The 24,915-nt window shown below is 35.9% G+C and carries 18 protein-coding genes; 15 read left to right on the top strand and 3 right to left on the bottom strand.

Features of this window, described 5'->3' with window-relative positions; genetic code table 11:
• Positions 1 to 357 precede the first annotated feature (357 nt).
• Entirely contained in the window at positions 358 to 987 is a 630-nt protein-coding gene (locus EG814_RS19075) for a DsbA family oxidoreductase (protein WP_125723470.1), read from the top strand.
• 89 nt (positions 988 to 1,076) lie between these two features.
• Here EG814_RS19075 and EG814_RS21275 read toward each other — a convergent pair whose 3' ends face one another.
• Positions 1,077 to 1,205: a hypothetical protein gene (locus EG814_RS21275; protein ID WP_262700887.1), complete on the bottom strand. Its 129-nt coding sequence runs from the start codon at positions 1,203 to 1,205 to the stop codon at positions 1,077 to 1,079.
• A 224-nt stretch (positions 1,206 to 1,429) separates the two neighbouring features.
• Here EG814_RS21275 and EG814_RS19080 point away from each other — a divergent pair, with 224 nt between their 5' ends.
• The 11 genes from EG814_RS19080 (at position 1,430) to EG814_RS19130 (ending at position 12,860) form a co-directional block, all read left to right on the top strand.
• Positions 1,430 to 1,744: a hypothetical protein gene (locus EG814_RS19080; RefSeq protein WP_125723471.1), complete on the top strand. Its 315-nt coding sequence runs from the start codon at positions 1,430 to 1,432 to the stop codon at positions 1,742 to 1,744.
• 17 nt (positions 1,745 to 1,761) lie between these two features.
• Positions 1,762 to 2,148 carry a YidH family protein gene (locus EG814_RS19085; RefSeq protein WP_125723472.1) on the top strand — a complete coding sequence of 129 codons (387 nt, stop codon included), beginning with the start codon at positions 1,762 to 1,764 and terminating at the stop codon, positions 2,146 to 2,148.
• 39 nt (positions 2,149 to 2,187) lie between these two features.
• Positions 2,188 to 3,192, top strand: a complete 1,005-nt coding sequence (locus EG814_RS19090) for a ligase-associated DNA damage response exonuclease (RefSeq protein WP_125723473.1) — start codon at positions 2,188 to 2,190, stop codon at positions 3,190 to 3,192.
• Positions 3,193 to 3,363: 171 nt separating this feature from the next.
• Positions 3,364 to 4,965: an ATP-dependent DNA ligase gene (locus EG814_RS19095; protein WP_125723474.1), complete on the top strand. Its 1,602-nt coding sequence runs from the start codon at positions 3,364 to 3,366 to the stop codon at positions 4,963 to 4,965.
• A 281-nt stretch (positions 4,966 to 5,246) separates the two neighbouring features.
• A complete protein-coding gene (locus EG814_RS19100) occupies positions 5,247 to 7,706 on the top strand; it encodes a ligase-associated DNA damage response DEXH box helicase (protein ID WP_125723475.1) in 2,460 nt (819 codons plus the stop codon).
• A gap of 6 nt (positions 7,707 to 7,712) precedes the next feature.
• Positions 7,713 to 8,354, top strand: coding sequence for a ligase-associated DNA damage response endonuclease PdeM (gene pdeM / locus EG814_RS19105; RefSeq protein ID WP_125723476.1), 642 nt, complete (start codon positions 7,713 to 7,715; stop codon positions 8,352 to 8,354).
• A gap of 224 nt (positions 8,355 to 8,578) precedes the next feature.
• Positions 8,579 to 9,415, top strand: a complete 837-nt coding sequence (locus EG814_RS19110) for an STAS domain-containing protein (RefSeq protein ID WP_125723477.1) — start codon at positions 8,579 to 8,581, stop codon at positions 9,413 to 9,415.
• Between the two features lie 18 nt (positions 9,416 to 9,433).
• Positions 9,434 to 9,832 (top strand): STAS domain-containing protein, encoded by a 399-nt coding sequence (locus tag EG814_RS19115; protein WP_125723478.1) that lies wholly within the window; start codon positions 9,434 to 9,436, stop codon positions 9,830 to 9,832.
• Positions 9,813 to 10,229 carry an anti-sigma regulatory factor gene (locus EG814_RS19120; protein WP_125723479.1) on the top strand — a complete coding sequence of 139 codons (417 nt, stop codon included), beginning with the start codon at positions 9,813 to 9,815 and terminating at the stop codon, positions 10,227 to 10,229. The genes EG814_RS19115 and EG814_RS19120 overlap by 20 nt, the downstream gene beginning before the upstream one ends.
• Positions 10,222 to 11,235, top strand: a complete 1,014-nt coding sequence (locus EG814_RS19125) for a SpoIIE family protein phosphatase (protein WP_125723480.1) — start codon at positions 10,222 to 10,224, stop codon at positions 11,233 to 11,235. Before EG814_RS19120 ends, EG814_RS19125 begins: the two co-directional genes overlap by 8 nt.
• Positions 11,236 to 11,240: 5 nt before the next feature.
• On the top strand, positions 11,241 to 12,860 hold the full coding sequence (locus tag EG814_RS19130; protein WP_125723481.1) for a sensor histidine kinase: 1,620 nt from the start codon (positions 11,241 to 11,243) through the stop codon (positions 12,858 to 12,860).
• Positions 12,861 to 12,963: 103 nt separating this feature from the next.
• Here the strand turns inward: EG814_RS19130 and EG814_RS19135 are convergent, their stop codons facing one another.
• Complete coding sequence (locus EG814_RS19135; RefSeq protein WP_125723482.1) at positions 12,964 to 13,257, bottom strand: winged helix-turn-helix transcriptional regulator; 294 nt, start codon at positions 13,255 to 13,257, stop codon at positions 12,964 to 12,966.
• A 403-nt stretch (positions 13,258 to 13,660) separates the two neighbouring features.
• Here EG814_RS19135 and EG814_RS19140 point away from each other — a divergent pair, with 403 nt between their 5' ends.
• Both EG814_RS19140 and EG814_RS19145 read left to right on the top strand, forming a co-directional pair.
• On the top strand, positions 13,661 to 16,012 hold the full coding sequence (locus tag EG814_RS19140) for a mechanosensitive ion channel family protein (protein ID WP_164515348.1): 2,352 nt from the start codon (positions 13,661 to 13,663) through the stop codon (positions 16,010 to 16,012).
• Between the two features lie 211 nt (positions 16,013 to 16,223).
• A complete protein-coding gene (locus tag EG814_RS19145; RefSeq protein WP_206430322.1) occupies positions 16,224 to 16,781 on the top strand; it encodes a phage tail protein in 558 nt (185 codons plus the stop codon).
• Positions 16,782 to 16,799: 18 nt separating this feature from the next.
• Here the strand turns inward: EG814_RS19145 and EG814_RS19150 are convergent, their stop codons facing one another.
• Positions 16,800 to 17,807 (bottom strand): SAM-dependent methyltransferase, encoded by a 1,008-nt coding sequence (locus EG814_RS19150; RefSeq protein WP_125723485.1) that lies wholly within the window; start codon positions 17,805 to 17,807, stop codon positions 16,800 to 16,802.
• A gap of 93 nt (positions 17,808 to 17,900) precedes the next feature.
• Here EG814_RS19150 and EG814_RS19155 point away from each other — a divergent pair, with 93 nt between their 5' ends.
• Positions 17,901 to 24,899: a T9SS type A sorting domain-containing protein gene (locus EG814_RS19155; RefSeq protein WP_125723486.1), complete on the top strand. Its 6,999-nt coding sequence runs from the start codon at positions 17,901 to 17,903 to the stop codon at positions 24,897 to 24,899.
• Positions 24,900 to 24,915: the final 16 nt, after the last annotated feature.

Here is a 24,915-nt window from a genome sequence, read left to right on the forward strand (position 1 = left end):
AATGTACTTCATGAGTCATTTAGCCGCGAATCGACTCTCATCCTTTTCACTTTATTATATCCAAATATAGGTATTTGAAAGATTGATTTTATAACTATGCAAACATAGGAGTTCGCAAAGTTGTTTTTTTACACAATCAATGTCTAACATAGCCCACGGTTTCAACCGTGGGTAGGCAGATTTTATAAATTGCTAAGGATATTTGTGATTATTAAAACGTTCCCACGGTTGAAACCGTGGGCTATGTTTCTAATAGAAAATAAAAATCCTTGCGTGCTTTGCGGTTAAAAACACACAAGCTAAGAACATGAAACTTGAAACCTGAAACAAAACAAACAAAATTCTTATCTTTACAATATGAAAATAGAAATTTGGTCGGACATCATGTGTCCGTTTTGTTATATCGGAAAAAGACAATTGGAAACTGCGCTTGCGGTATTTCCTAATGATGAATTTGAAATTGAATGGAAAAGCTTTCAGCTTGATCCAACGATCACTTCACAGCCAGACACAGACGTTTATACATTCTTAGCAGAAAGAAAAGGCATATCGGTTGAACAATCTAAAGAAATACATAAAAACGTTGCAGAACGAGCTAAAAGCGTTGGTTTAGATTATAATTTTGACAAAGCCGTTATCTCGAATTCTTTAAATGCACATAGAATCATTCAATTGGCGAAAACTAAGAATATGGGCGATCGAATGGAGGAAATTTTCTTTAAGGCTTATTTTACTGACGGACAAGATTTAAACGATGGTCCAACTTTAATTAAATTAGGAGTTCAAGCTGGTTTAGAAGAAAACGAAATTAGAGAAGTTTTAGAAAGCGAAAATCTGTTTATTAAAGAAGTTCAGGCAGATATTAAAGAAGCAGCCGAAATTGGCGTTCAAGGTGTTCCTTTCTTTGTATTTGATCGTAAATATGCAGTTTCGGGTGCGCAGCCTATTGAAACTTTTGTAAAAACAATTCAAGAAGTTTTAAAATAAACTTTCTTATTATTAAAACCTAAAAGCGTGCTGTCTACATTTAAACAGCACGCTTTTATTATTTAGTTTCTTTTATAAACTAAAAATAATTAATGATTTGCTCTACCTTTTGAATCGTTAGATTTTGTAGCGCCTTTTCCTCTAGAACCAGTGGTTGATTTTTGAGTTTTTCCAGAATCTTTCATTCCAGATTTCGAATCTTTTCTTGAAGTTTCCATAATGTTATAATTTTTTAAATTATTAATATGCCAAAGTTGCAAAATACTTAAGTGCTTATTTTACAGAATTATATTTCTGTTTTATAAAATAAATAGTACCGTAAATAAGCCTCATAAATGAATCATGTAAGATTAAAAGTAAATCCTATAATTTTTTTAAGCGTCTAATTTTCAAATTTGTATATAGATTTTTTTTAAAGAATTACTAATTAAAAAAAGTAGCCATGAAAAAAGATGCCAACAGCCGATACACCGCAAACATGAATGATTTTAAATGCAGTAAACCTGATCACATTGACACTGCGCATGAAAATGAAGCATTGGATGAAGAATTTACTTCGGGACAAAATCCAGATACAAATTACAGATGTGATTATGATTCTGATGATGCCTATGAAATCATAGAAAGCGGATTAAATCTGGCTGAAGACAATACTCCTTTTTCTAGCTATGATGAAACAAACCCTTATGACAGCTATAATCTAGATCATGAAGATGATAAATATAATTGTCCTCCTTACAGAAATTTTGAACACTAAAAAATCGCCATACTACTATGTCTCCAAAAAATGATCAGGAAATTATGAACGAATACTTGTCTAATGAAAGAACTTTATTAGCATGGATTCGTACTGGAATCGGAATAATGGTTTTTGGATTTGTAGCGGTTAAATTTTCATTATTTCTAAAACAGCTTCCTGCTAAATATATTGCCGAAACTGTTGCACCAAATAGCAATTACACTATTTACTTAGGAATTGGATTATTGATAGCTGGCGCATTAACTATTTTGTTGTCTTATCTACGTTACACGCGCACGATCAAACTATTAAAAGCAGGAAGGTATCAGTATTCAACCGCAATGCTTACCTTTATTACAATGATGCTATTTGTACTAAGCATATCACTAATAGCCTATCTAATTATAGCAGCAACCTCATAAAAATTGACACATTATCCAATTTTCTAATTATCTAATTGAATGAATCCGCCATTACTAGAATTTAATGATAAAGGAATTTACTGCCATCAAGCAGATGTATATCTTGATCCATGGCGGCCAGTCAAAAATGCAATTATTACACATGGTCACTCTGATCACTCGCGATGGGGACATGAAAATTATATCACCCATTATTCCAATGTTCCAATTATTAAATATCGTCTTGGCGAAATAAATGTTACAGGCAAGAACTGGAATGAAACTTTTACGATAAATGGAGTAAAATTCTCTTTTCATCCTGCGGGACATATTATTGGTTCTGCTCAAATAAGAGTGGAATATAAAGGCGAAATTTGGGTTTTTACTGGCGATTATAAAACAGAAGACGACGGAATTTCAGTTCCGTATGAAGTTGTAAAATGCCATTCTTTTATAACCGAATGCACCTTTGGACTTCCGGCTTTTAAATGGGAACCGCAAACCGATGTAATGACCGATATTAATAATTGGTGGGCAGAAAATCGTGCGGAAGGAAAAACGTCTGTTCTTTTTGGTTATTCTTTAGGAAAAGCACAGCGCTTATTAAAATATCTTGACCCAAGTATTGGCCAAATCTACACGCATGGCGCGATTGAAAACATGACCAATATTGTTCGTCCGCAAATTGAATTGCCCCCGACTACCAGAGTTACTGTCGAAACTAAAAAAGAAGATTTGTTGGGTAATATTGTCATTGCACCTCCAAGTGCACACGGAAGTTCTTGGATTAGAAGGATGACTCCATTTGTAACCGGAACTGCAAGCGGCTGGATGGCTTTTCGCGGAGCAAGACGCAGACGAGCTGTTGACAGAGGTTTTGTGCTGAGTGATCACTGCGATTGGACAGGATTATTAGAAAGCATAAAAGCAACTGGCGCTGAAAAGGTAATTTGTACCCACGGATATTCGGATATTTTTTCCAGATACCTCAGAGAATTAGGCTACGACGCCCGAACAGCTCACACGCAATATGATGGAGAAACGAATGACAGTGATGAATTATGAATTATAAAATAAATTATGAATTATGAATTCAACTAACAACTCATAACTAATAACCCATAACTAATAACCCATAACTAATAACCCATAACTAATAACCCATAACTAATAACCCATAACTAATAACCCATAACTAATAACCCATAACTAATAACCCATAACCCATAACTCAAAATGAAAAACTTTGCCGAACTTATAAAAACCTTAGATAGTTCTAATAAAACATCGGTAAAAGTTGATGCGCTGACTAATTATTTCTTGAAAGCAAGCGATGAAGACAAAGTTTGGACCATTGCTATACTTTCGCATCGCCGCCCTCCCCGACCAGTTAATACGACTTTATTGCGTTTATGGGCAAACGAACTCGCCAATATTCCGCTTTGGCTGTTTGAAGAAAGCTATCACATCGTAGGCGATTTAGCCGAAACCATTGCGCTTGTTATTCCGACCACAAAAGAACATTCCGATAAAAGTCTGACGGAATATTTGCAGGAAATAGTTGCTTTGAAAAAGAAAACAGATTCGGAGAAAAAAGAATATTTACAGACCAATTGGCTGAATTTGAATTATTACGAACGATTCGTTTTCACTAAATTAATCACTGGCAGTTTCAGAATTGGTTTAAGTCAGAAACTGATGACAAGAGCACTTTCAAAAGCTGAAAATATTGATGAAGACACGCTGGCCTATAAATTAATGGGCGACTGGAATCCGAATACGGTTACGTTTCAAGAATTAATTTTAGACGAAAAAAGCAGCGATTATTTATCTAAACCGTATCCTTTTTATTTGGCTTATCCAATCGAAGGCGAACTAGAAAATTTAGGAAATCCAGAAGATTGGAGCGCCGAACATAAATGGGATGGCATACGCTCGCAAACCATAATTCGAGACAACGAAATTTATGTCTGGAGCCGTGGTGAAGAGTTAGTAACAGATAAATATCCCGAATTCAGTTCTTTTCTAGGCATTATTCCAAACGGAACTGTTATTGACGGTGAAATTCTTCCGTTCATAGAAAATCAAATCGGCACTTTTAATGATTTACAAACCAGAATTGGGCGAAAAAATGTTTCTGCTTCTGTTTTAAAGAAAACGCCAGTAATTATCAAAGCCTACGATTTATTGGAATGGCAAGGAAATGATATTCGAAATCTTCCTTACGAAGAACGTCGTAATTTATTAGAAGAACTTTTTACCACTCTATTAGGAAAAGATATTCCGTTGCAGCTTTCTGAGAGGGTTACTTTTTCGACTTGGGAAGACATTGCAAACGAAAGGTTAAAATCTCGCGAAATGAAAAGCGAAGGTTTAATGCTGAAACGAAAAGATTCTCCGTATTTGGTTGGAAGAAAAAAAGGCGATTGGTGGAAATGGAAAATCGAACCTTTAACGATAGATGCAGTCCTCACCTACGCCATGCGCGGCCACGGAAGACGATCTAATCTATTTACTGATTACACTTTTGCGCTTTGGCAGGAAAACGAAAATAACGAACGCGAGCTCGTCACTTTCGCGAAGGCGTATTCTGGTTTAACAGATGCTGAATTCAGAATGGTAGACGATTTTATCAAAAAAAATACATTAGAAAGATTTGGCCCCGTAAGAAGTGTGACTCCAAAATTGGTTTTTGAAATTGGTTTTGAAGGAATTGCACTTTCTAAAAGACATAAAAGTGGTGTTGCTACCCGATTTCCTAGAATTTTAAGATGGAGGCATGATAAAAAAATTGAAGAGGCTAATTCTATTGAGGATTTAAAGAATATGATTGTTTAGGGGATTTTTAAACACATAGAGACATAGTTTTCGTGGTGCTGATAAAAAGGCGTTTCACTTGGTTTGAATGCACATAGTACGCTTGTCCTCCTGAGCGAAGTCGAAGGACAGGTTAGAAACTCCACAATCAAAATCGCCAATCTTTGTAGAGCACTTGCGTGTCCTTCGACTCCGCTCAGGATGACAAAAATGAACAAAAAAACTTTGCGACTCAGCGACTTTGCGAGATTTAAAAAAACTTCGAGCCTTAGCGCCTTCGTGGCAAAACAAAAAAATAAAAAATGAATAGAGAAGAGTTATTTACGATCGCCAATAATTGGTTTAAAAGTCAGGGATGGAAACCTTTTCCGTTTCAGACTCAGACGTGGACCGCTTTTCTGCAAGGAAAAAATGGCTTATTGAATGCCCCAACTGGAAGTGGGAAAACCTATGCGCTTTGGCTTCCGATCATTTTAAATTATATTAAAGAAAATCCGAATTATAAAACAAAACATAATACTGGTTTAAAAGCCATTTGGATTACACCGCTTCGCTCTTTATCTGTCGAAATAAAACAAGCGGCAGAAAGAGTTCTTAATGATTTGGATATTCCAATGACAGTCGGAATTCGTACAGGTGATACTTCTTCGGCAGAAAGAGCCAAACAAAAAGGCAAAATGCCCGATTTATTAATTACTACTCCAGAAAGTCTGCAATTGCTTTTGGCTTCCAAAGGTTATGCAAATACTTTCAAAAATTGCAGCTCGATTGTAATTGATGAATGGCACGAATTGCTTGGAACAAAACGTGGCGTGCAAATCGAATTGGCATTATCTAGATTAAAGACAATTGCTAAAAATTTACGCATTTGGGGAATTTCTGCTACAATTGGCAATTTACAGCAAGCACAAGAAGTTTTGCTTGGCGTAGATTCTGAAGCTTTCAATAATTCTGTTTTGATTAAAGCAGTTATTCATAAAAAAATAAAAGTGGTTTCTATTATTCCCGAAAAAATGGATACGTATCCGTGGCGCGGACATATGGGATTGCACTTAATTGATGAAGCGGCAAAAATTATCAAATCCAGTAAAACTACATTGATTTTTACAAACGTTCGTTCGGCTTGTGAAATCTGGTATCAGCGATTGCTCGAAAAATATCCTGAATTTGCTGGAGAGATGGCGATGCATCACGGAAGCATTGACCGAGAAACTCGTCTTTGGGTTGAAAATGCTATTCGAAATGAGGAATTAAAAGTAGTAGTCTGTACTTCGAGTCTAGATTTGGGAGTTGACTTTGCTCCTGTAGAATCAATTATTCAAGTTGGCGGACCAAAAGGCGTGGCTCGTTTCATGCAGCGCGCCGGACGAAGCGGACATCAGCCTGGAAAAGAAAGTGTTATTTATTTTTTGGCTACACACGCTATCGAACTTATAGAAGCTTCGGCTTTAAAAAAAGCGGTTGAGAACAGTGTAATTGAAGATCGTGTTCCGTATTTAAACAGTTGGGATGTTTTAGTTCAATATCTCAATACTTTAGCGGTTTCTGACGGATTTTATCCTAACGAAATTTATAAAGAAATTCAAGGCACTTTTAGCTATCAAACGATTACATCAGAAAACTGGAACTGGATTTTAAATTTTATTACACAAGGTAGTCAAAGTCTACATGCTTATGACGAATTTAAAAAAGTAGAAATCGACGAAAACGGCTGTTATAAAATTAATAGTCGAATGATTGCCATGCATCACAGAATGCAGATTGGCACTATTGTGGGAGACGCTGTTATGAATGTCAAATTTCTGAGCGGCGGTTATATTGGAACGATTGAAGAATGGTTTATTTCGAAACTGAAGCCAGGCGACACTTTCATTTTCGCAGGAAAAAAACTCGAATTATTCAAAATCAGAAATATGCAGGTTTTGGTTAAAAAGGCAAGTCCTAAGAAAGAATCAAAAATAGCGAGTTGGATGGGCGGACGTTTAGCACTTTCTTCTCAAATGAGCGAATTGCTTCGAAAAGAATTATATCGTGCCAATACCGATAATCTTTCGCCAGAATTAAAAGCTTTACACCCTTTATTTCAAAGACAGCGAAAAGAATCTATTGTGCCAAGTTCCGACGAATTCTTGATTGAAACTTTCAAAACACGAGAAGGCTATCATGCCATTTTTTATCCTTTTGAAGGCCGTTTTGTACATGAAGCGCTGGCAAGTCTATTGGCCTTCAGAATTAGTTTGTTACAATCGATCACTTTTTCTCTGGCTTATAATGATTATGGTTTTGAATTGCTTTCGGATCAGGAAATAGATATAGAAGCCGTTTTAGACAATAATCTCTTTTCAACCGAATATGTTCATCATGATTTGCAGAAAAGCTTAAATTCGACTGAAATGGCAAGAAGAAAATTTAGAGATATTGCGGTAATCTCAGGATTAGTTTTTACAGGATTTCCAGGAAAAATGGTAAAAACCAAACATTTGCAAAGCGGTTCTCAATTATTATTTGAAGTTTTTAGGGATTTTGAGCCCGATAATCTATTATTGCACCAAGCTTATCGTGAAACATTTGAGCATCAATTGGAAGAAGGACGTTTAATTTTAGCTTTAGAAAGAATTGCCAATCAGAGTATTATTTGGAAACAATGTGTAAAGCCAACACCATTTAGTTTCCCAATTATTACAGATCGATTAAGAGAAAAATTATCGAGTGAAACCTTAGCCGAAAGAATCCAGAAAATGACTGCTTCTTACCTGAAATAACCACTTATGAAAATTCAAATATTAAACGAAACTTTTACGCTTCATCCAAGCGGAGCAGTTTTTTGGGAAGATCAAAACATTTTAATTATTTCTGATGTCCATTTGGGCAAAGTATCTCATTTTAGAAAACACGGAATAGCAATTCCGCAAAATGCTGTTGCAGAAAACTTTAAAAGATTAACTGACGTTATTGAACATTTTTGCCCTGAAAAAGTGATTTTTCTCGGAGACTTATTTCATAGCGCTAAAAATACGGAATGGAATTTATTTGAAAACTGGGTTACAAAATGCAAAAGCCAATTAATTCTTGTTGCTGGAAATCACGATATTATTGATGAAAAACATTATCATCAAATTGGAATTTCTGTTTTACAAGTCATAGAAATTGGCAATTTTTTGTTTACACATCATCCGACAGAAAAAGAAAATCTTTTTAATTTTTCGGGACATATTCATCCGGGAATCACCCTGCGTGGTTTGGGAATGCAAAGTTTAAAATTGCGCTGTTTTTTTCACAAATCCAATCAAATGATTTTGCCTGCGTTTGGCGAATTTACCGGAAAATTTATTTTAAGACCAGAAACAGACCATATCGTTTATGCTATTGCTGGAAATGAAGTTGTTTTAATAAATAGAAAAGAGACTTAAGTCTATAAAACTATATGAATTTATTTACTTATTTAAATTACCTAAAATAATTGCAAGCATTATTTAAATTAAAATTTGAAATATATTAATCTAATCAACAGATAATAAGCGCATTTAAAAAAGTAAAAAATATCTTTTCATTTCTTATTGATTTTAATAATTCTTTTCTTCTTTTATGAAATAAATTTATATATTTGATAGAGAAAAATCCAAATTACAGCAAAATGCAGAACAACTTACTAGGCGTGTTAAAAGAGCACGAAAACAAATTATTAGCGATATGGTCTCAAATTCTTTTAGAAAGCGGATCTGGCGATGGTGCAATGGAAGAAGAAGAGTCAAAAGAATTTGCTTCACTATTTTTAAACGCATTAGCTAAGTCAGATGATAATGATACGCACGAATTTGAAAAAGTTCAAGATCTGATTGTTGGAATTTCTTCTTCAAGAGGTAAACGCGGGTTTTCGCCAAGAGAAAATGCACAGTACCTAATTTCTTTTAAAGAAGCTTGCTCTAAAATATTATCTGAGTTAATCACAGATCCTGCAACACTTTATGATGCTAATCTAAAATTAAATGCAATCTTAGATGACATGACGATTATGACTTTTGAAGCATTTATGCGAGGAAGAGAAGACATTATATCAAGACAAGTAGATGAAATCAGCGAAATTTCAACTCCTGTAATAACAGTTTGGGAAGGTATTGTTGCTTTACCAATTATTGGAACACTAGATAGCTCTCGTACACAAGTAGTAATGGAGAGTCTTTTACAGCAGATTGTGGATACTGGTAGTTCTATCGCTATTTTGGATATTTCGGGTGTTCCTGCCGTAGATTCTCTAGTGGCACAGCACCTTATTAAAACAGTGAGTGCAACACGTTTAATGGGAGCAGAATGCATCATTAGTGGTATTCGACCAGAAATTGCACAAACGGTAGTACATTTAGGAATCGACCTTAGTGGCATTACCACAAAAGCATCTCTTGCGAGTGCATTACAAACAGCTTTCGATATGCTTCAGTTAGCTGTTGTAAAAAGAAAGAAAATTGTAGAATAAAGATTATAAGTTTTTTTTATGGAAAGAATTCCTATACTAAAAATGGGAGATTTTCTGCTTGTAACCATACAGGTAGATTTATATGATCAGCTGGCAGAAAATCTTGAATCAGACTTAATAAACACCATTAGCAAACATAGTTCAAAAGGTGTCTTGATTGACATCTCAGCCGTTTCTATTATAGACTCTTTTATGGGACGCATATTAGGAAACATCGCTGTTATGTCAAAAATACTTGATGCACAAACCGTCGTTGTTGGAATGCAGCCTGCAGTTGCGATAACATTGGTTGAACTAGGGCTTTCTCTAAATGGGGTCTTAAGTGCCCTAAATGTAGAAAGAGGAATGGATTTACTTCGCTCAAGAATGCACACAAGCGATAACGAAGAGCTGGAGTATGACGACGATAACGAATAACAAAGAAGAATCCCTTATTGTAAGAGAACAGGATGTTGTGCCGTTACGCAATCGCGTTAAAGAATATGGCGTAAAGATTGGAATGAGTATTTTAAATCAGACCAAACTCATTACTGCCACTAGCGAACTTGTGCGTAATCTGCTCAAATATGGCGGAGGCGGAAAAGTCATTATCGAATCTGTCAGTAAAGGAAGAGAGAATGGCGTACGTGTTACTTTTATTGATAAGGGTCCGGGAATAGCCGATATTGAATTGGCTATGAAAGACGGCTATAGTACAGGAAAAAGTCTAGGATTAGGCTTGCCCGGAACAAAAAGACTTGTCAATGAATTTGACATTAAATCAGAACTAGGAAACGGCACAACCGTTACTATAACAAAATGGAAAAATGGATAATACGTTTTCCACTTATAAAATCGATGACAGAAGTCTCATTGCTTTTATAAAAAGAGAAATACACAATCTTGCCCTTCAACTGGGTTTTACTCCACATAGAGCTGCAGAAACAGATATAATTGTTGCTGAACTTACTTCTAATCTAATAAAATATGCAAATGGCGGTGAAATGCTTTACCGCGCACATTTAAATGGAGAATTTAGTGAAATCGAAATCTACTGCCTAGACAAAGGCGTAGGTTTTGATAATGTTGCAAAAATTATGAATGATGGATATTCTTCTTCTAATACACTAGGACATGGTTTAGGCTCTATTAAAAGGCTTAGCAATGATTTTCAAATTTACTCTATCAAAAATTGGGGCTGCGTGCAATATGTAAGAATCTGTGAAAAACCAGAAATACAATTAATTCCTTTCAAAAGCGGACTTAATTATACTTCAATTGCTGTCAATTATCCAAGTGAAAAACTTTGCGGAGATGGGTATTATATAAAACAAAACAGCAAAGGTTTTCAGATATTTGTAGGCGATGGATTAGGTCACGGAGAAAGTGCCAACGAAGCAGTCGAAGCTGCAATTAAAGTTTTTAGGCAAACTATCGAGACCAATCCTACAGAAATTCTGAAAGATATTCATTCTAAAGTAAAAAAAACAAGAGGATTAGTTGCAACAATAGCATCTGTCGATTACAAATCAGAATCCTGGAATATTTGCGGCATTGGTAATATTAATACCCGAATTTATAATGGGTTAGAAAACAAAACCTACACTCCTTATAACGGAATTATCGGCCACAACATTCCGCGAACTTTAAATAACACTATTGTGCCTTATAAAAAGCATCAGATTATAATAATGCACAGCGACGGATTACGCACTAGATGGAATTTAAATGATTTAAACGGCGTATTTAAACAAAGTCCCGGCATTATTGCATCGGCTCTTTATAAAGATAATGTTAGAGGCACAGATGATGCAACAATTCTTGTGGGAAAAATAAATTAAGGCGTATGAAGGAGATTATACAAATAAATCTTGACAATGAAATGGACTTGATATTGGCCCATAAACGATGTATGAAAATTGCCGAAATGTGCGGCATGGCATCTTCATTTCAAACAAGATTTTCTACAGCAGTCTCTGAAGTGGCCAGATGCGCTATCGCTAAAGGTAAAAATTCACTGCTGGTTTTGGGAGTTAATATTATTAAAGCTACTCAAAAAGAAATCATTGCCATAATTACAGATACAGAAGATTTAAAAAGTTCTTCTCCTGAGGCATTCAATTATGCGTCAAAAATTTCGGGTCATATTGATTATAAATATTCTAATAATCAATCTACTACCACAATAAGCCAGCCCATTTCATCGCCAAGTCTTCTTTCAGAAGCGAAGATAAAAACGCTGATTGACTATTTCAAATTTGAGCCGCCTTTGTCTCCTTATGATGAGATTAGAAAGAAAAACATTGAACTTATCGCGCTTTCAGAAAAATTGGCTGAAAGCGAAAACAAATACAAACAGTTAGCCAATACAATTCCGATTTTAATCTGTGTGATTAGCGATCGAAATAATGTTTTATTGGTAAACGAATCTTTAGAAAATTATTTAGAAAGGCCTTTATTAGTTTTTGACCGTAAAACTTTAATCAATTTTATTCACCCAGAAGATATTGATTCTATTTTAGAAGGCTGGAATAGAGCCAAACAAAACAGATCTGATTTTTTGGGAGAAACCAGAATAAAAAACGGATCAAATTACATTTGGCATTTGGTTTCGATTATTCCAAACAATACCGAAAACGGAAGCTTTAATAGCTGGTTAGTCTATTTTGTCGATATCAATGCTCAGAAAATGATGGTTGAGACATTGAAAGACAATACCGAACTAAAACTTATTCAGCGTGAACTGGAGAGCGCCAACTCAAAACTTCGTTTTAAAAACAAAGAATTAGAGCAGTTTGCGTATATCGCCAGTCATGATCTACAAGAACCTCTAAGAAAAATTATGATTATGCTTTCTCGTGCCGGAGAGCATTTGAGCGAAGACCAGAAGAAAAAATATTATTTTGACCGAATAACACTGGCAGCTGGAAGATTATCCAACTTAATTACCGATGTTCTCAATTATTCAAGAATTGATAATCAGGAACAATATTTTGAAGAAGTCGATCTGAATGAAATTCTGATTGAAGTTTTGGGTGATTTAAGTCTGGTTATAGAAGAAAAGGATGCCGTAATTAGTGTACATCCGCTTCCTAAGGTTTCTGGACTTGGAACGCAGCTTCGCCAATTATTCTACAATTTAATTAATAATGCTTTAAAATTTAATGCAACCCAACCTTCTGTAACGGTTTCTTACGAAGATCTTCCTATAGACGAAAATAAGCCAATGGGAGCTGAAAATTACGATACAATTGCAATTTCTGACAACGGAATTGGTATGGACAGCAAATATTCTAATAGAATCTTTGATATGTTTCAGCGTCTTCACGAGCGTGATCAATATGGAGGAAATGGTATTGGTTTGGCGCTATGCCGAAGAATTATTGAAAACCATAACGGAATAATCAATTTCAGCAGTAAACCTGGAGAAGGAACCACTTTTTGGATTTATTTTCCTAAAAGATAATTATTTTTAGTCGTTGGTTGTCATTAGCTAAAAAAAAAATGCAATTTCAGCAGATTAGATTTTGAACTATAACGAACAAAATTATTTCCTATTTTTTCGAAGATTAAGAAAGTCCCTCTAATTGCCGAAAAACTGGAATTAGAGCTTTTCCTTTTTCTGTTAAAGAATATTCTATATGGAGTGGCTTCAATTTGATTGTTGTTTTTTCCAAAAGCCCTTCTTCTTCCAGTTCTTTCAAAGCTGTAGCCAAAGACTGTTTGTTTGAACCCTGAATTTGACGCAACAAATTATTAAACCGCAAAGGCGATTCTACAGCTAGGCGAAAAATCTCAGCCTTCCATTTTCCAGATAAAATCTTAAGTAGTCTTTGTGCTGGACAAGTTTCTTTTTCTTCCATAATTATTGCGGGTAGTCAAAAAAAATTGACCTATTGTTTTGGAAAGTTTTTTGATTAAAATTTGTTTTGATTCTAAAGTAAAAATATAAAATGAAGGGAAGGAAACCAAGCGAAATAAGTACCGAAGAGCTTTTAAAAACGCAAAAAACGATTCATTCTACAATTAAGGTCTTAATTCTAATCGCTATCTTACTATTTATCATCATTGTATGTGTGATTCTTTAGCAAAATGAATTTTAAAAATGTAATTATTTGTTCTTTTTTCAGAAGGAATTTTTTGCCGAAGAATTGAAATAAAAACTTAGAAATAAAATAAATAGCATTTCTTTTAAATTTAATTTTTCTTAACTGAAAGTATTTCAAAAAAAATTAAATTTGGCTTCCCTAAATAAGCCCTTAAATTATGATTCAAAAAAAGACTTTGTATTTTTTTCCTCTATTTTTATTTCTTTTATTCTCGCAACTTAATTATGCTCAACAGCAAAAAACGGTCAAAAAAGAAAGCCGAGGCAAACTATTTAATGACACTACAGCCACAGATAGTGACTATTTAATGGCTATTGAAAAAGCTGGAGAAGTTCTAGAGTCAGCTTATAATGATATTGATTTTGCAGGTGATACCCGTCATCTCTTTGCCGAAATGAAACGTACTGAAAGTAAACTAAACTTAATTTTAGCTAGTTTAAAAGGAGCAAATCCGAATGTTCGAAACCAGTCTATGTATCGCGTTGTACTGCAAGAAATTGAGCAAGAACTGGAAGAACAGAACAAATCAATTGATGCTCGAAATCTGAATCTTGAAAGCATAAAAAAACGCGTAATCGATCTTCGCAAAGACAAAACATTAATTACGCTGCTAAAGGATACTATTCGTCGTAAACAGTTTAAGAAAGAATTTGGAGATCTTAGAAAAAGATACGTCTCTACTGATAGTCTGATGACTCAAAACCAAACTACTTTAAACAACAAAAAGAGACTTACGGTACAGCGTAAAATTTCGGTTTCTAATGCTCTGGTAGCCGTTGAAGATAAACTGGAAAAATCTGGAATCAATATTTTCAATAAAGAATATTCTTCTTTATGGCAGATAAGCGATTCTGCAGCCAAGAAAAAAGTAACGCATAATATAAAAGCAAAAATCATAATTGAAGAGAATGTTGCGGCTTATTATCTAGGCTACAAAGCTAGCGGACTTATTACCTTATGTTTCTTTATGGGACTTTTGTTTTGGTATATTTCTCGAAACATCAAATATCTTAAAACAAACGGTTATGCCGAAAACCTGCAGCTCTTAAACTTTAAATATTTAAATCGAGGTGTTTTAATGCCTGTTCTCGTTATTGCATTAAATATTGCTGTAGTTACCAATTTGTATGCTCCTGCCCTATTTTTAGAATTAATTCAGCTTTTCCTGCTAGGAGTTTTAATTGTGCTTTTCAAAGATCAGTGGTCTGGAGTTGCTATGAGAAACTGGCTTTTTCTATTAGGATTATTCTTTGCGCTTTGCTTTCTAGACTTATTCATTACCATCGGATTATTACAGCGATTAGCGTTTGTAGCGATCAATATTTTGGGAATTCGTTATGGATTAGTTCAGATTAAAACACTTAAAGAAGAACTTTATATAAAAGCCTTTTTTAAATGGGCAACTATCATTTTTATTGGGTTAAATATTTTATCTATTCTATATAATTTATTCGGACGAGTTTCTCTTTCTAATATGTTAAGCCTTACCGCTTTTATATCGCTTACTCAAATTGTTGCTTTAAGTGTGCTTTTGAAAATTATTTTAGAGATTATCCTACTTCAAATTTACACCACTAGAGTAAAAAGAGGAATTGAAAAAATGTTTGATTACGAGAACTTATCTTATACATTAAAGAAACCTTTCATTATTGCAATCAGTTATATGTGGCTAATAGTGATTGCTTCAAATTTGAATATTTGGGAATCGGTTCGAGCCTCTTTAACAAAACTACTAAGCCATCCAAATACGATTGGAAGTATTACGTTTACGCTGGGTAATATTGTTCTATTCTTTATTATTATTTGGGCTGCCCATTTGCTACAAAAATATGTAGCGTATTTCTTTGGTGAAATCGACGATGAAAACGAAGAAAACATCAATAAAAGGCAGCATTCTAAATTGCTTATTACCCGATTGGTGGTTTTAATAAGTGGTTATCTGCTGGCTGTTGCAGCCTCAGGAATGCCTCTTGACAAACTGAGTATTCTTTTAGGAGCTTTAGGAGTTGGTGTCGGACTTGGACTTCAAAATGTGGTAAATAATTTTGTATCGGGTATTATCTTGATTTTTGACAAACCTATTCAGGTTGGTGATGTGGTCGAAATTAGTTCAGAATCTGGCCGTATAAAATCTATGGGACTTCGAACAACTAAAATTAATGCTCCAAACGGTGCCGAAATTATTATTCCTAACGGTAATTTATTATCTCAAAATATTACGAATTGGACCTATACAGACAATTTCAAATTGGTAGAAGTTACTTTTGAAATTAACGGAGAAACAGTTCCGGAAGAAATTAATACAATCGTCAATGAAACACTTGCCAATCTTCCGTTGGTAAACAATTCAAAACCATCACAAATATACTATAGCTCTATTTCTGATGGAAAATATAAACTTTTAATCAAGTTTTGGTGCAGTATTTACCGAACCGAAGAAACGATAAGTTCAGCAAGACAAGAACTCTATATCAGTTTCAAAAACAAAGGTTTAACATTCTCCAGTTAAAATATAACAGAAAAGGCGGTAATCAAATTTACCGCCTTTTTTTATGATATTATTTCTCGTTTTTTTAAATTTTGGCATTAATATGTTAAATAATAACACTTTAGCAAAAACAGGTAAAAACCCCCGTACCCAGCACTTTGTTATAAAGTAATTTAGCATTGTAGTAAAACACTACGAAAACTAACATTAACTATTAAAAATCTTAAAAATTATGGACGAATTGATTGGTGTAATTAAAATTTTTGCAGGAAATTTTGCTCCTAGAGGCTACATGTTTTGTCAAGGACAGCTATTGTCTATTGCACAAAACCAAACTTTGTTTTCAATTTTAGGCACTACTTATGGGGGAAATGGAACAACAAACTTTGCTTTACCAAATTTACAAGGTGTTGTACCTATTGGACAAGGAAACAGCAGATCTGGTCAAAATTATGCTTTAGGTCAAACAGCTGGTACAGAAACTACTACAATTCTGACAAGTAATATGCCACCACACGTGCATACTGGACCTGGAAAAATTTCTGTGAGCAGCGCAAATTCAACTGATTCTACGCCTGTGGCTGATGCTTCAATTGCTGTTCCAGGTTCTTTCGTATCAAGAGTATTTACACCAAGTTTAGGTTTTGCAACGTCAACACCAAGTGTGAATTTAAACAGCAATATTACCACCGCTGCTACTGGTCAAGGTCTTCCTATAAATAATATGCAACCTTACCTAGCCATAAATTATATTATCTGTGTTGAAGGTATATATCCATCAAGAAATTAATACCAAATTGTAATAGCATCATTGCAATTGATAGGACCATTTTGGTATTTCGCCAAAATCATATATTAATTTGATCTCTGAATAATCTCTAATGCCATACATAGACATAAGACAATATGGATTTGTAATATAAGACTCAGCAGTTTTTAATTCCACATCATCAAATATTGTAAGCTCGGTAAAAAGACACACATCAGGATAATTTTCAAAGGTAGCTGGCAGAGTATAAAAAGCACTTTCTATTTTTGAATTATGATTTTCTCTGCCAAAATGTTCTTTGTTTATTGTAAATAATCTATCTACAAATACCTTATAAGGATAGGGCTGCAATTCTTTGTAGCCCTTTACTTCGTTTATTGTCTTCCTAAAATAAGGCTCATAATCAAAAAATGTATAGGCTAAATCTATTCTAATTTCTTGAGGAATAAATATAGCATTAGAAGATAACTGTTTTATTATATTTCTGCTAATGGCAATTTGAGGTTCACGTGTTAAACCACAATCCATCGTTTCTGAAATCGTCAAATCTACAATAAAATCTTCAGGAATTGCATAAGTGATTGCATTAGATTCTATCAGTTGAAGATCATATTCTTCAAGATCAATTAAAGTAATAAAATTTTGAACGGATTCTAAAGAGGAAGCATTTATATCAATTAAAATAGCACTAATTCTTCCTTTATCGAACAATGGCAATAAAGGGAGAATTAATGTTGCAAAAGGTCCACAGCCTGCATAGAGTATATTAATATTCTTTTCGGTCGAATCTGTTAAAAGTTTTGTTATGGCTTTATAAATTCCTTTTATAAAAGAAACTGTTCTAAGATAATCATCAACACAGTCAGCTGCACCTGAACTCGATAAAGCAATTCCTCCACTTACCAATGTTTCATTGGCATCTGAATGACTATGCTTTATTAGTTTTTTATAAAAAAAAGAAAGCTGCTGAGCAGCTTCTAACTGCTCTCCTAAAGTATTTGATGCTATGATAGATTTAACAATAATCGTAAGTTCTTGTTTAGACATATTAAAAAACTTTGATTTTTTTTTTAAAGTCCGAAATATAAGTCAAAAAGATATTACTGCAATACTAAATAGATAATTAAATATCAGAAAATTATGAAGAAACTTTACCTACTAATACCTCTGCTTCTTTTTGCTATACAGCATACAATTGCGCAGGCTTATACCGAAAACTTTGACAGTGCACCTAATGATATGTCAACATTTACATCAAATGGAAAAACTTTTAATCTAACTTCTAATTTTGGCTTTAAGACAGCACAACTAGGCGGTCTAGGTTATGGCGCAACTTCAGGCTTTATTCAAGTCGCTGATCCGCAAGGCCAGGTTGTTCTTGGACAAGCTGGCACTATTACTTCCGCATCTGGTACTTTTAAAATAAAAAATCTTTGGCTTTATGCAACTGGAGTTGCTGAAATACTTCCAAATAAAACCTTTGATGGGCTACCAGGGAGTATAACTTTTAGAGGAAAACTTGCTGGATCAACCGTATTCACAGTAGTAAAAACTACTACTGGTCTTGATATAGGCTACAGTTTGCCTGGAAACGGATTTACATTCGTAGATTTTGCCACTTTAGGTGGTTCTAATAATACAAATCAAATTATAGATCAACTAGAAATCCAATTGAGTAGCAATTACGATTATTTTGCTATTGATAATTTTACATTTGAAAATGGAGTTACTGTTCCTAGCGTAACCACCACTCCGGCAACAGATATAGGAGCAAAAACAGCCACATTAGGAGGTTCAAATACTGATGGTGGTGCAGCGATAGAAGCTAGAGGAATTGTATGGTCCACGACAGCAAACCCAGTACTAAATGGTGCAGGTGTTACAAATGTAACGACGAGCAATGAGACTGGTGTTTTTACTGTAAACGCTACTTCACTGCTTCCTGGAACAGTTATACATTATAGAGCATATGCAAGAAATTCGGTCGGAACAGCTTACGGAAGTAACCAATCATTTACAACCAATGCTGCCCTATCTGCTACACAATCGCAAACAATTGCTTGTAATGGTTTTAATAATGGTACAGCGACGGTAGTGCCTTCAGGAGGGAAATCACCTTATACATACGCATGGTCTAATGGATCTACAGGAGCAACTGCAGTTAACTTATCCCCAACTAATTACTCTGTTCTAATAACAGATAGTGAAGGAACTTCTATATCAAAAAACTTTGCCATAACTCAAAACCCTGCTATATCAGCATCAACGACAATTACAGATGTATCCTGTAATGGAGGTAATGACGGATCTATAGATCTTTCTCCCTTAGGAGGTAGCGGATCTTATACTTATAACTGGGGAGGCGGAATAACTACACAGGATAGAACAGGCCTTACGGCTGGCACCTATTCAGTTACCATTACTGATACTAATAATTGCAACTCCACGATAAACAATATTACAGTGGGTCAACCTGCAGAACTTAACGGAATAGCAATAATAACAAATATACTTTGTAATGGTGCAAGTACGGGAGAAATTAATTTTTCTCCAACAGGCGGAACTGGACCTTATACCTATTTATGGAATGATGGAGTTACTACAACCCAAAATAGAACAGGACTTCCAGCAGGAAACTATTCTGTGACCGTTACAGATTCAAAAACGTGTACAAAAACTATTAATAATCTAACTATAAATCAGCCTTCTGCAATTGATGGTACCGCTACTAAAACTGATGTTGCATGTTATGGAGGAAATACAGGAGGTATCAATTTTACTCCTTCGGGAGGAACTTCGCCATATACTTTTGAATGGAATGATGGAATAACAACTGAAGACAGAATGAATCTTATGGCAGGAACATATACTGTTAAAGTAACCGATAGCAAATTATGTACAAAAGAACTGAGTTATACAGTTACTCAACCAACAGCACCTTTAAGCGCATTGACTGGAGGTGGCAAAACAGATGTGTCTTGCAACGGCGGTGCTAATGGTACTGCAACGGTAGAACCAACTGGAGGAACTCAAAATTATACGTATTCGTGGAATACAACTCCTATTCAGACAACTGCCACGGCAGTAGGTCTTACACAAGGTACTTATACCGTAACAGTTACCGATACCAATAACTGCCAAACAACTAGAAGCTTTACCATTAACCAGCCAACTGCGCCTTTAAGCGCAGCCACTGGAGGAGGACAAACAGATGTATCCTGCAAAGGAGGCGCTAATGGTACCGCAACGGTAGAACCAACTGGAGGGACTCAAAATTATACGTATTCATGGAATACAAATCCTGTTCAGACGACTGCTACAGCAACAGGACTTGCCGCAGGAACTTATATTGTGACAGTTACCGATGCTAATGGATGCGACGCAACCAGAAGTTTTACTATTAACGAGCCAACCGCAGCTTTAGATGTAGCTATTGGAGGAGGAAAAACAGATGTATCCTGCCATGGAGGTGCCAATGGTACTGCAACGGTAGCACCAACTGGAGGAACGGGAGCTTATACCTATTCATGGGATACAAATCCTGTTCAAACTACTGCCACAGCAACTGGACTTACTGCAGGAACTTATACTGTAACTGTATACGATGCTAACAGCTGCCAAACAACCAGAATGTTTACCATTCACCAGCCAACCGCACCTTTAAGCACCACTGAAGGAGTTAAACAAAATACAAGTTGCTATGGAGGTGCTAATGGTGTTGCAGAAGTTATTGTAAGTGGAGGAACACCAACTTATACGTATTCTTGGAATACAACTCCTATTCAAACAACGGCTACAGCAACAGGACTTGCTGCAGGTACTTATACTGTAACAGTTACTGATGCTAAAGGATGCCAAACAGATAGAAGTTTCACTATAACAGAACCACCTGCCCTAGTTGCCAGTGTAGGTTTTGAATCTGATGCTTCTTGCAATGGGGGAACAAATGGTTATGCAACAGTAGATGTTACTGGAGGAACCGGATCTGGAACTTATACGTATTCTTGGGCGCCTGTCGGAGGAACTGCTGTTACAGCTTCTGGCCTTGCTGCGGGTACCTATACGGTAACTGTTACAGATGCAAATTTATGTCAGACTACACAAAGTTTTACTATTTCAGAGCCAGCAATTTTGTCAGCTACAAAATCGCATACAGATGTACTGTGTAATGGAACTGCCACAGGAACTGCTACAGTAACTCCATTAGGAGGAAATGGCGGATATACCTATTCATGGGCTCCATTTGGAGGAACTGCTGCTACAGCTACCGGACTTACACAAGGTATTTACACCTGTAGAATTACGGATTTTAAAGGATGTTGGATTACTGAAAGTTTTACGATTAATGAGCCTTCTGAATTAACAGCTACTACCACTCAAATAGATGCTACTTGTTCTACAGGAGGAGAAGCAACTGTTACACCTGCTGGAGGAGTTGGAAATTATACGTATTTATGGACTCCTGGAGGTGCTACAAGTCAAACGGTTGCCAATTTAGCAGCTGGCAACTATTACTGTGACATTACAGACGGTAATGGGTGCACTATTACCAAAAACTTTACCATCTCTACAACCAATACTTTAGTAGCTACTACTTCTCAAACTGATTTAACCTGTAATGGTATAAATACAGGATCTGCAAGTGTGGTTCCATCAGGAGCAGTTGGACCATTTACTTATGTATGGTCTCCTTCTGGAGGAAATGCTGACACCGCTACCAATCTTGCTGCAGGAAATTACTCCGTAACCATTACTGCTGGCAATGGGTGTTCTATTGTAAAAAACTTTACGATTAATGCTCCGCCAGCAATTGAAATCACCAAAGACTCACAAACAGATGTTACTTGTCATGGTGGCGCTAACGGATCTTTAGCCGTTTCTGTAACAGGAGGAACAGGTGCTTATACCTATTCTTGGGCACCATCTGGAGGAACTGGTGCAACTGCATTAGGTCTTTCTGCAGGAACTTATACTTTAACTGTTACAGATGCTAATTCATGTATTCAAACACAAACTTTTACTATCACAGAACCTGATGCACTTAACACAACAACATCTAAAACTGATGTTTCTTGCAACGGAGGCACTAACGGATCTGCAACAGTAAATGTCACTGGAGGAACAGGCGCTTACACCTATTCTTGGGCTCCATCTGGAGGAACGGCTGCAACAGCATCTGGACTTGCGGCTGGAACCTATACTGTTACTATAAATGATGCCAATCTGTGTCAGACAACAGCAACAGTAACCATTGAAGAGCCAGATTTACTTACAGCAACAATAGCTAAAACAGATGTTTTATGCAATCAAGCAAATGACGGAACAGCTACAGTAACTCCATCTGGAGGAACTGGAACTTACTCCTATTCATGGTCGCCATCTGGAGGAACTGCTGCAACAGCGACTGGATTAAGTCCTGGTACATATACAGTAACCGTAACCGATTCAAATACCTGTTTTACAACAGCATCTGTTTTAATTACAGAGCCTTCTCAGCTTTCAGCAACAGATTCGCAAACCAATGTCTCTTGTAATGGTGGTAATGACGGTACGGCTACAGTAGTGGCTACTGGAGGAACAGGCAATTACAGCTATTTATGGGCTCCATCTGGAGGTACGGCTGCAACAGCAACGGGTTTAAGTGCTGGAACATATACCATAACCGCTACAGACGAAAACTCATGCTCTGTTGTAAATACCATTACAATTACAGAACCTGACGCTTTGTCTTTAACTTTAACTCCTACAAATGTTTCTTGCTATAATGCAAATGACGGATCTGCTACAGTTAGTGTAATTGGAGGAACAGGTTCTTATACTTATGCTTGGGCTCCGTCTGGAGGTACAGCAGCAACTGCAACTGGACTTAGTGCAGGAACTTATACAGTAACTGTTACAGACGCTAATTCTTGTTCCAAAACACAAAGTTTTACTATCACAGAACCTGACGCGCTTAATGCAACAATAGCTAAAACTGATGTTTCTTGTAATGGCAATTCCAACGGATCTGCAACTGTAAGTGTAACAGGAGGAACCGGAGTTTATACCTATTCTTGGGCTCCATCTGGAGGTACGGCTGCAACAGCAACTGGACTTGCAGCGGGGACTTATACCGTTACTGTAAAAGATGCCAACTTATGTCAGACAACAGCAACAGTAATTATAGAAGAACTTCCTTTGCTTACGGCTACAATAGCTAAAACAGATGTTTTATGCAATCAAGCCAATGACGGAACAGCTACAGTAACAGCTGTTGGAGGAACTGGAACTTACACCTATTCATGGGCTCCATCTGGCGGAACTGCTACAACCGCAACTGGATTAAGTCCTGGTACATATACAGTAACCGTTACCGATTCAAATACCTGTTTTACAACAGCATCTGTTATAATAACAGAACCTACTCCACTTTCGGCATCAGCTTCGCAAACCAATGTCTCATGTAGTGGAGGCAATAACGGTACAGCTACAGTAGTAGCTACTGGAGGAACAGGCAATTACAGCTATTTATGGGCTCCTTCTGGAGGTACTTCTGCTACAGCAACTGGTCTTTCTGCTGGAACTTATACTGTAACCGTTACAGACGAAAACTCATGTTCTGTGGTAAATACCATCACAATAACAGAACCAGATACTTTATCTCTAAATGTAATAGCTACAGAAGTTTCATGTTATAACGGAAATAACGGATATGCTACAGTTAGTGCAGCTGGCGGAACTGGAACGTATACTTATTCTTGGGCTCCATCTGGCGGAACTGCCGCAACTGCAACTGATCTTGCTGCTGGAACATATACGGTAACCGTTACAGATGCCAACTCTTGCTCTACTTTTATAACTGTCGAAATAATTCAACCCGCTAATCCTGTAACGTTAAACACTTTAGCAGTATCTGAAGTAACTTCAACTGGTGTTTCATTATCTGGTACCGCTTCTTCAAACGGAATAAATACAGATAAAGGAGAATGTCTAACAGAAGTTGGTTTTGTCTACGCATTGCATACAGAACCTACAACAGCAGACACTAAAATAAATGTTACGGCTTCTTTAGGAACATTTACAAATACAGTATCAGGGCTTAGAGGAAATAGAACTTATTATGTTAGAAGTTATGCTGTAAATAGTAATGGTGTAGTTAATTATGGAAATGAAGTTAGTTTTACCACACAAAAATATACGCTTACTATAACGGCAGCTACAGGACATACAAAAGTATACGGTACAGCCGATCCAGTATTTAACTTTACGTCTTTAGGCTTTGCGAATGGAGATACAAATGCTATAATTACTGGTCTGCTTTCTAGAGATGCAGGCGAAAATGTTGGAAAATACAATATCAAACTAGGATCAATTAGCGCAGGAGCAGATTATACTATTGTATTTAATGGTGCAGAATTCGAAATTACTAAAGCCAATCAGACCATTACTTGGAATCAGACTTTAGAATTCGGATGTACAGATTCAAATACTGTCACTCTAACGGCAACAGCAGATAGCGGTTTACCAGTTTCGTATACTATTGCAAATGCAGCCTTGGGAACAATTTCAGGAACAACTTTAAATATCTCTGGATCAGGAAGCTCGACAATTACCGCTGTACAAAACGGTGATCAAAATTATAATCCGGCTACGACCATTGTGAAACCAATTCAAGTTAGCCAATCTGGACTTGTCATACAGCAATGGGCAAATGTTTTATTCTTCGATAATAAATCGAATAATTATGTAGCTTGGCAATGGTACAAAAATGGAGCAGCCGTTTCTGGCGCAACCCGTCAGTATTACAGCGAAATTCTGCCTTTAAACGGTACATACTATGTTGTAGCAAAAGATAAAAATGGAAATTCAATCCAATCTTGTCCAATTGAGACTAGCGGAACAATTTTCACCAAAAAAATCAAAATCTATCCAAACCCAGTTAGACCTGGAGCTGAATTTACTTTAGAATGTGATTTTAGCGAATCTCAACTAAACGGATCAGAAGTCGTTATCTATGACATTACAGGAAGATTAGTCCAGACTATTTCAAATGTAAAAAATCAAAATCAGATTATCGCTCCGTCTCAGGTAGCTTTATACGTTGTCGTTCTTAAACTGGCAGACGGTCAGATAAAAACAATCAACTTATTGGTTAAATAAAAATGAGATTTAATTT

Source organism: Flavobacterium ustbae, assembly GCF_003946915.1.
Lineage (GTDB): Bacteria > Bacteroidota > Bacteroidia > Flavobacteriales > Flavobacteriaceae > Flavobacterium > Flavobacterium ustbae.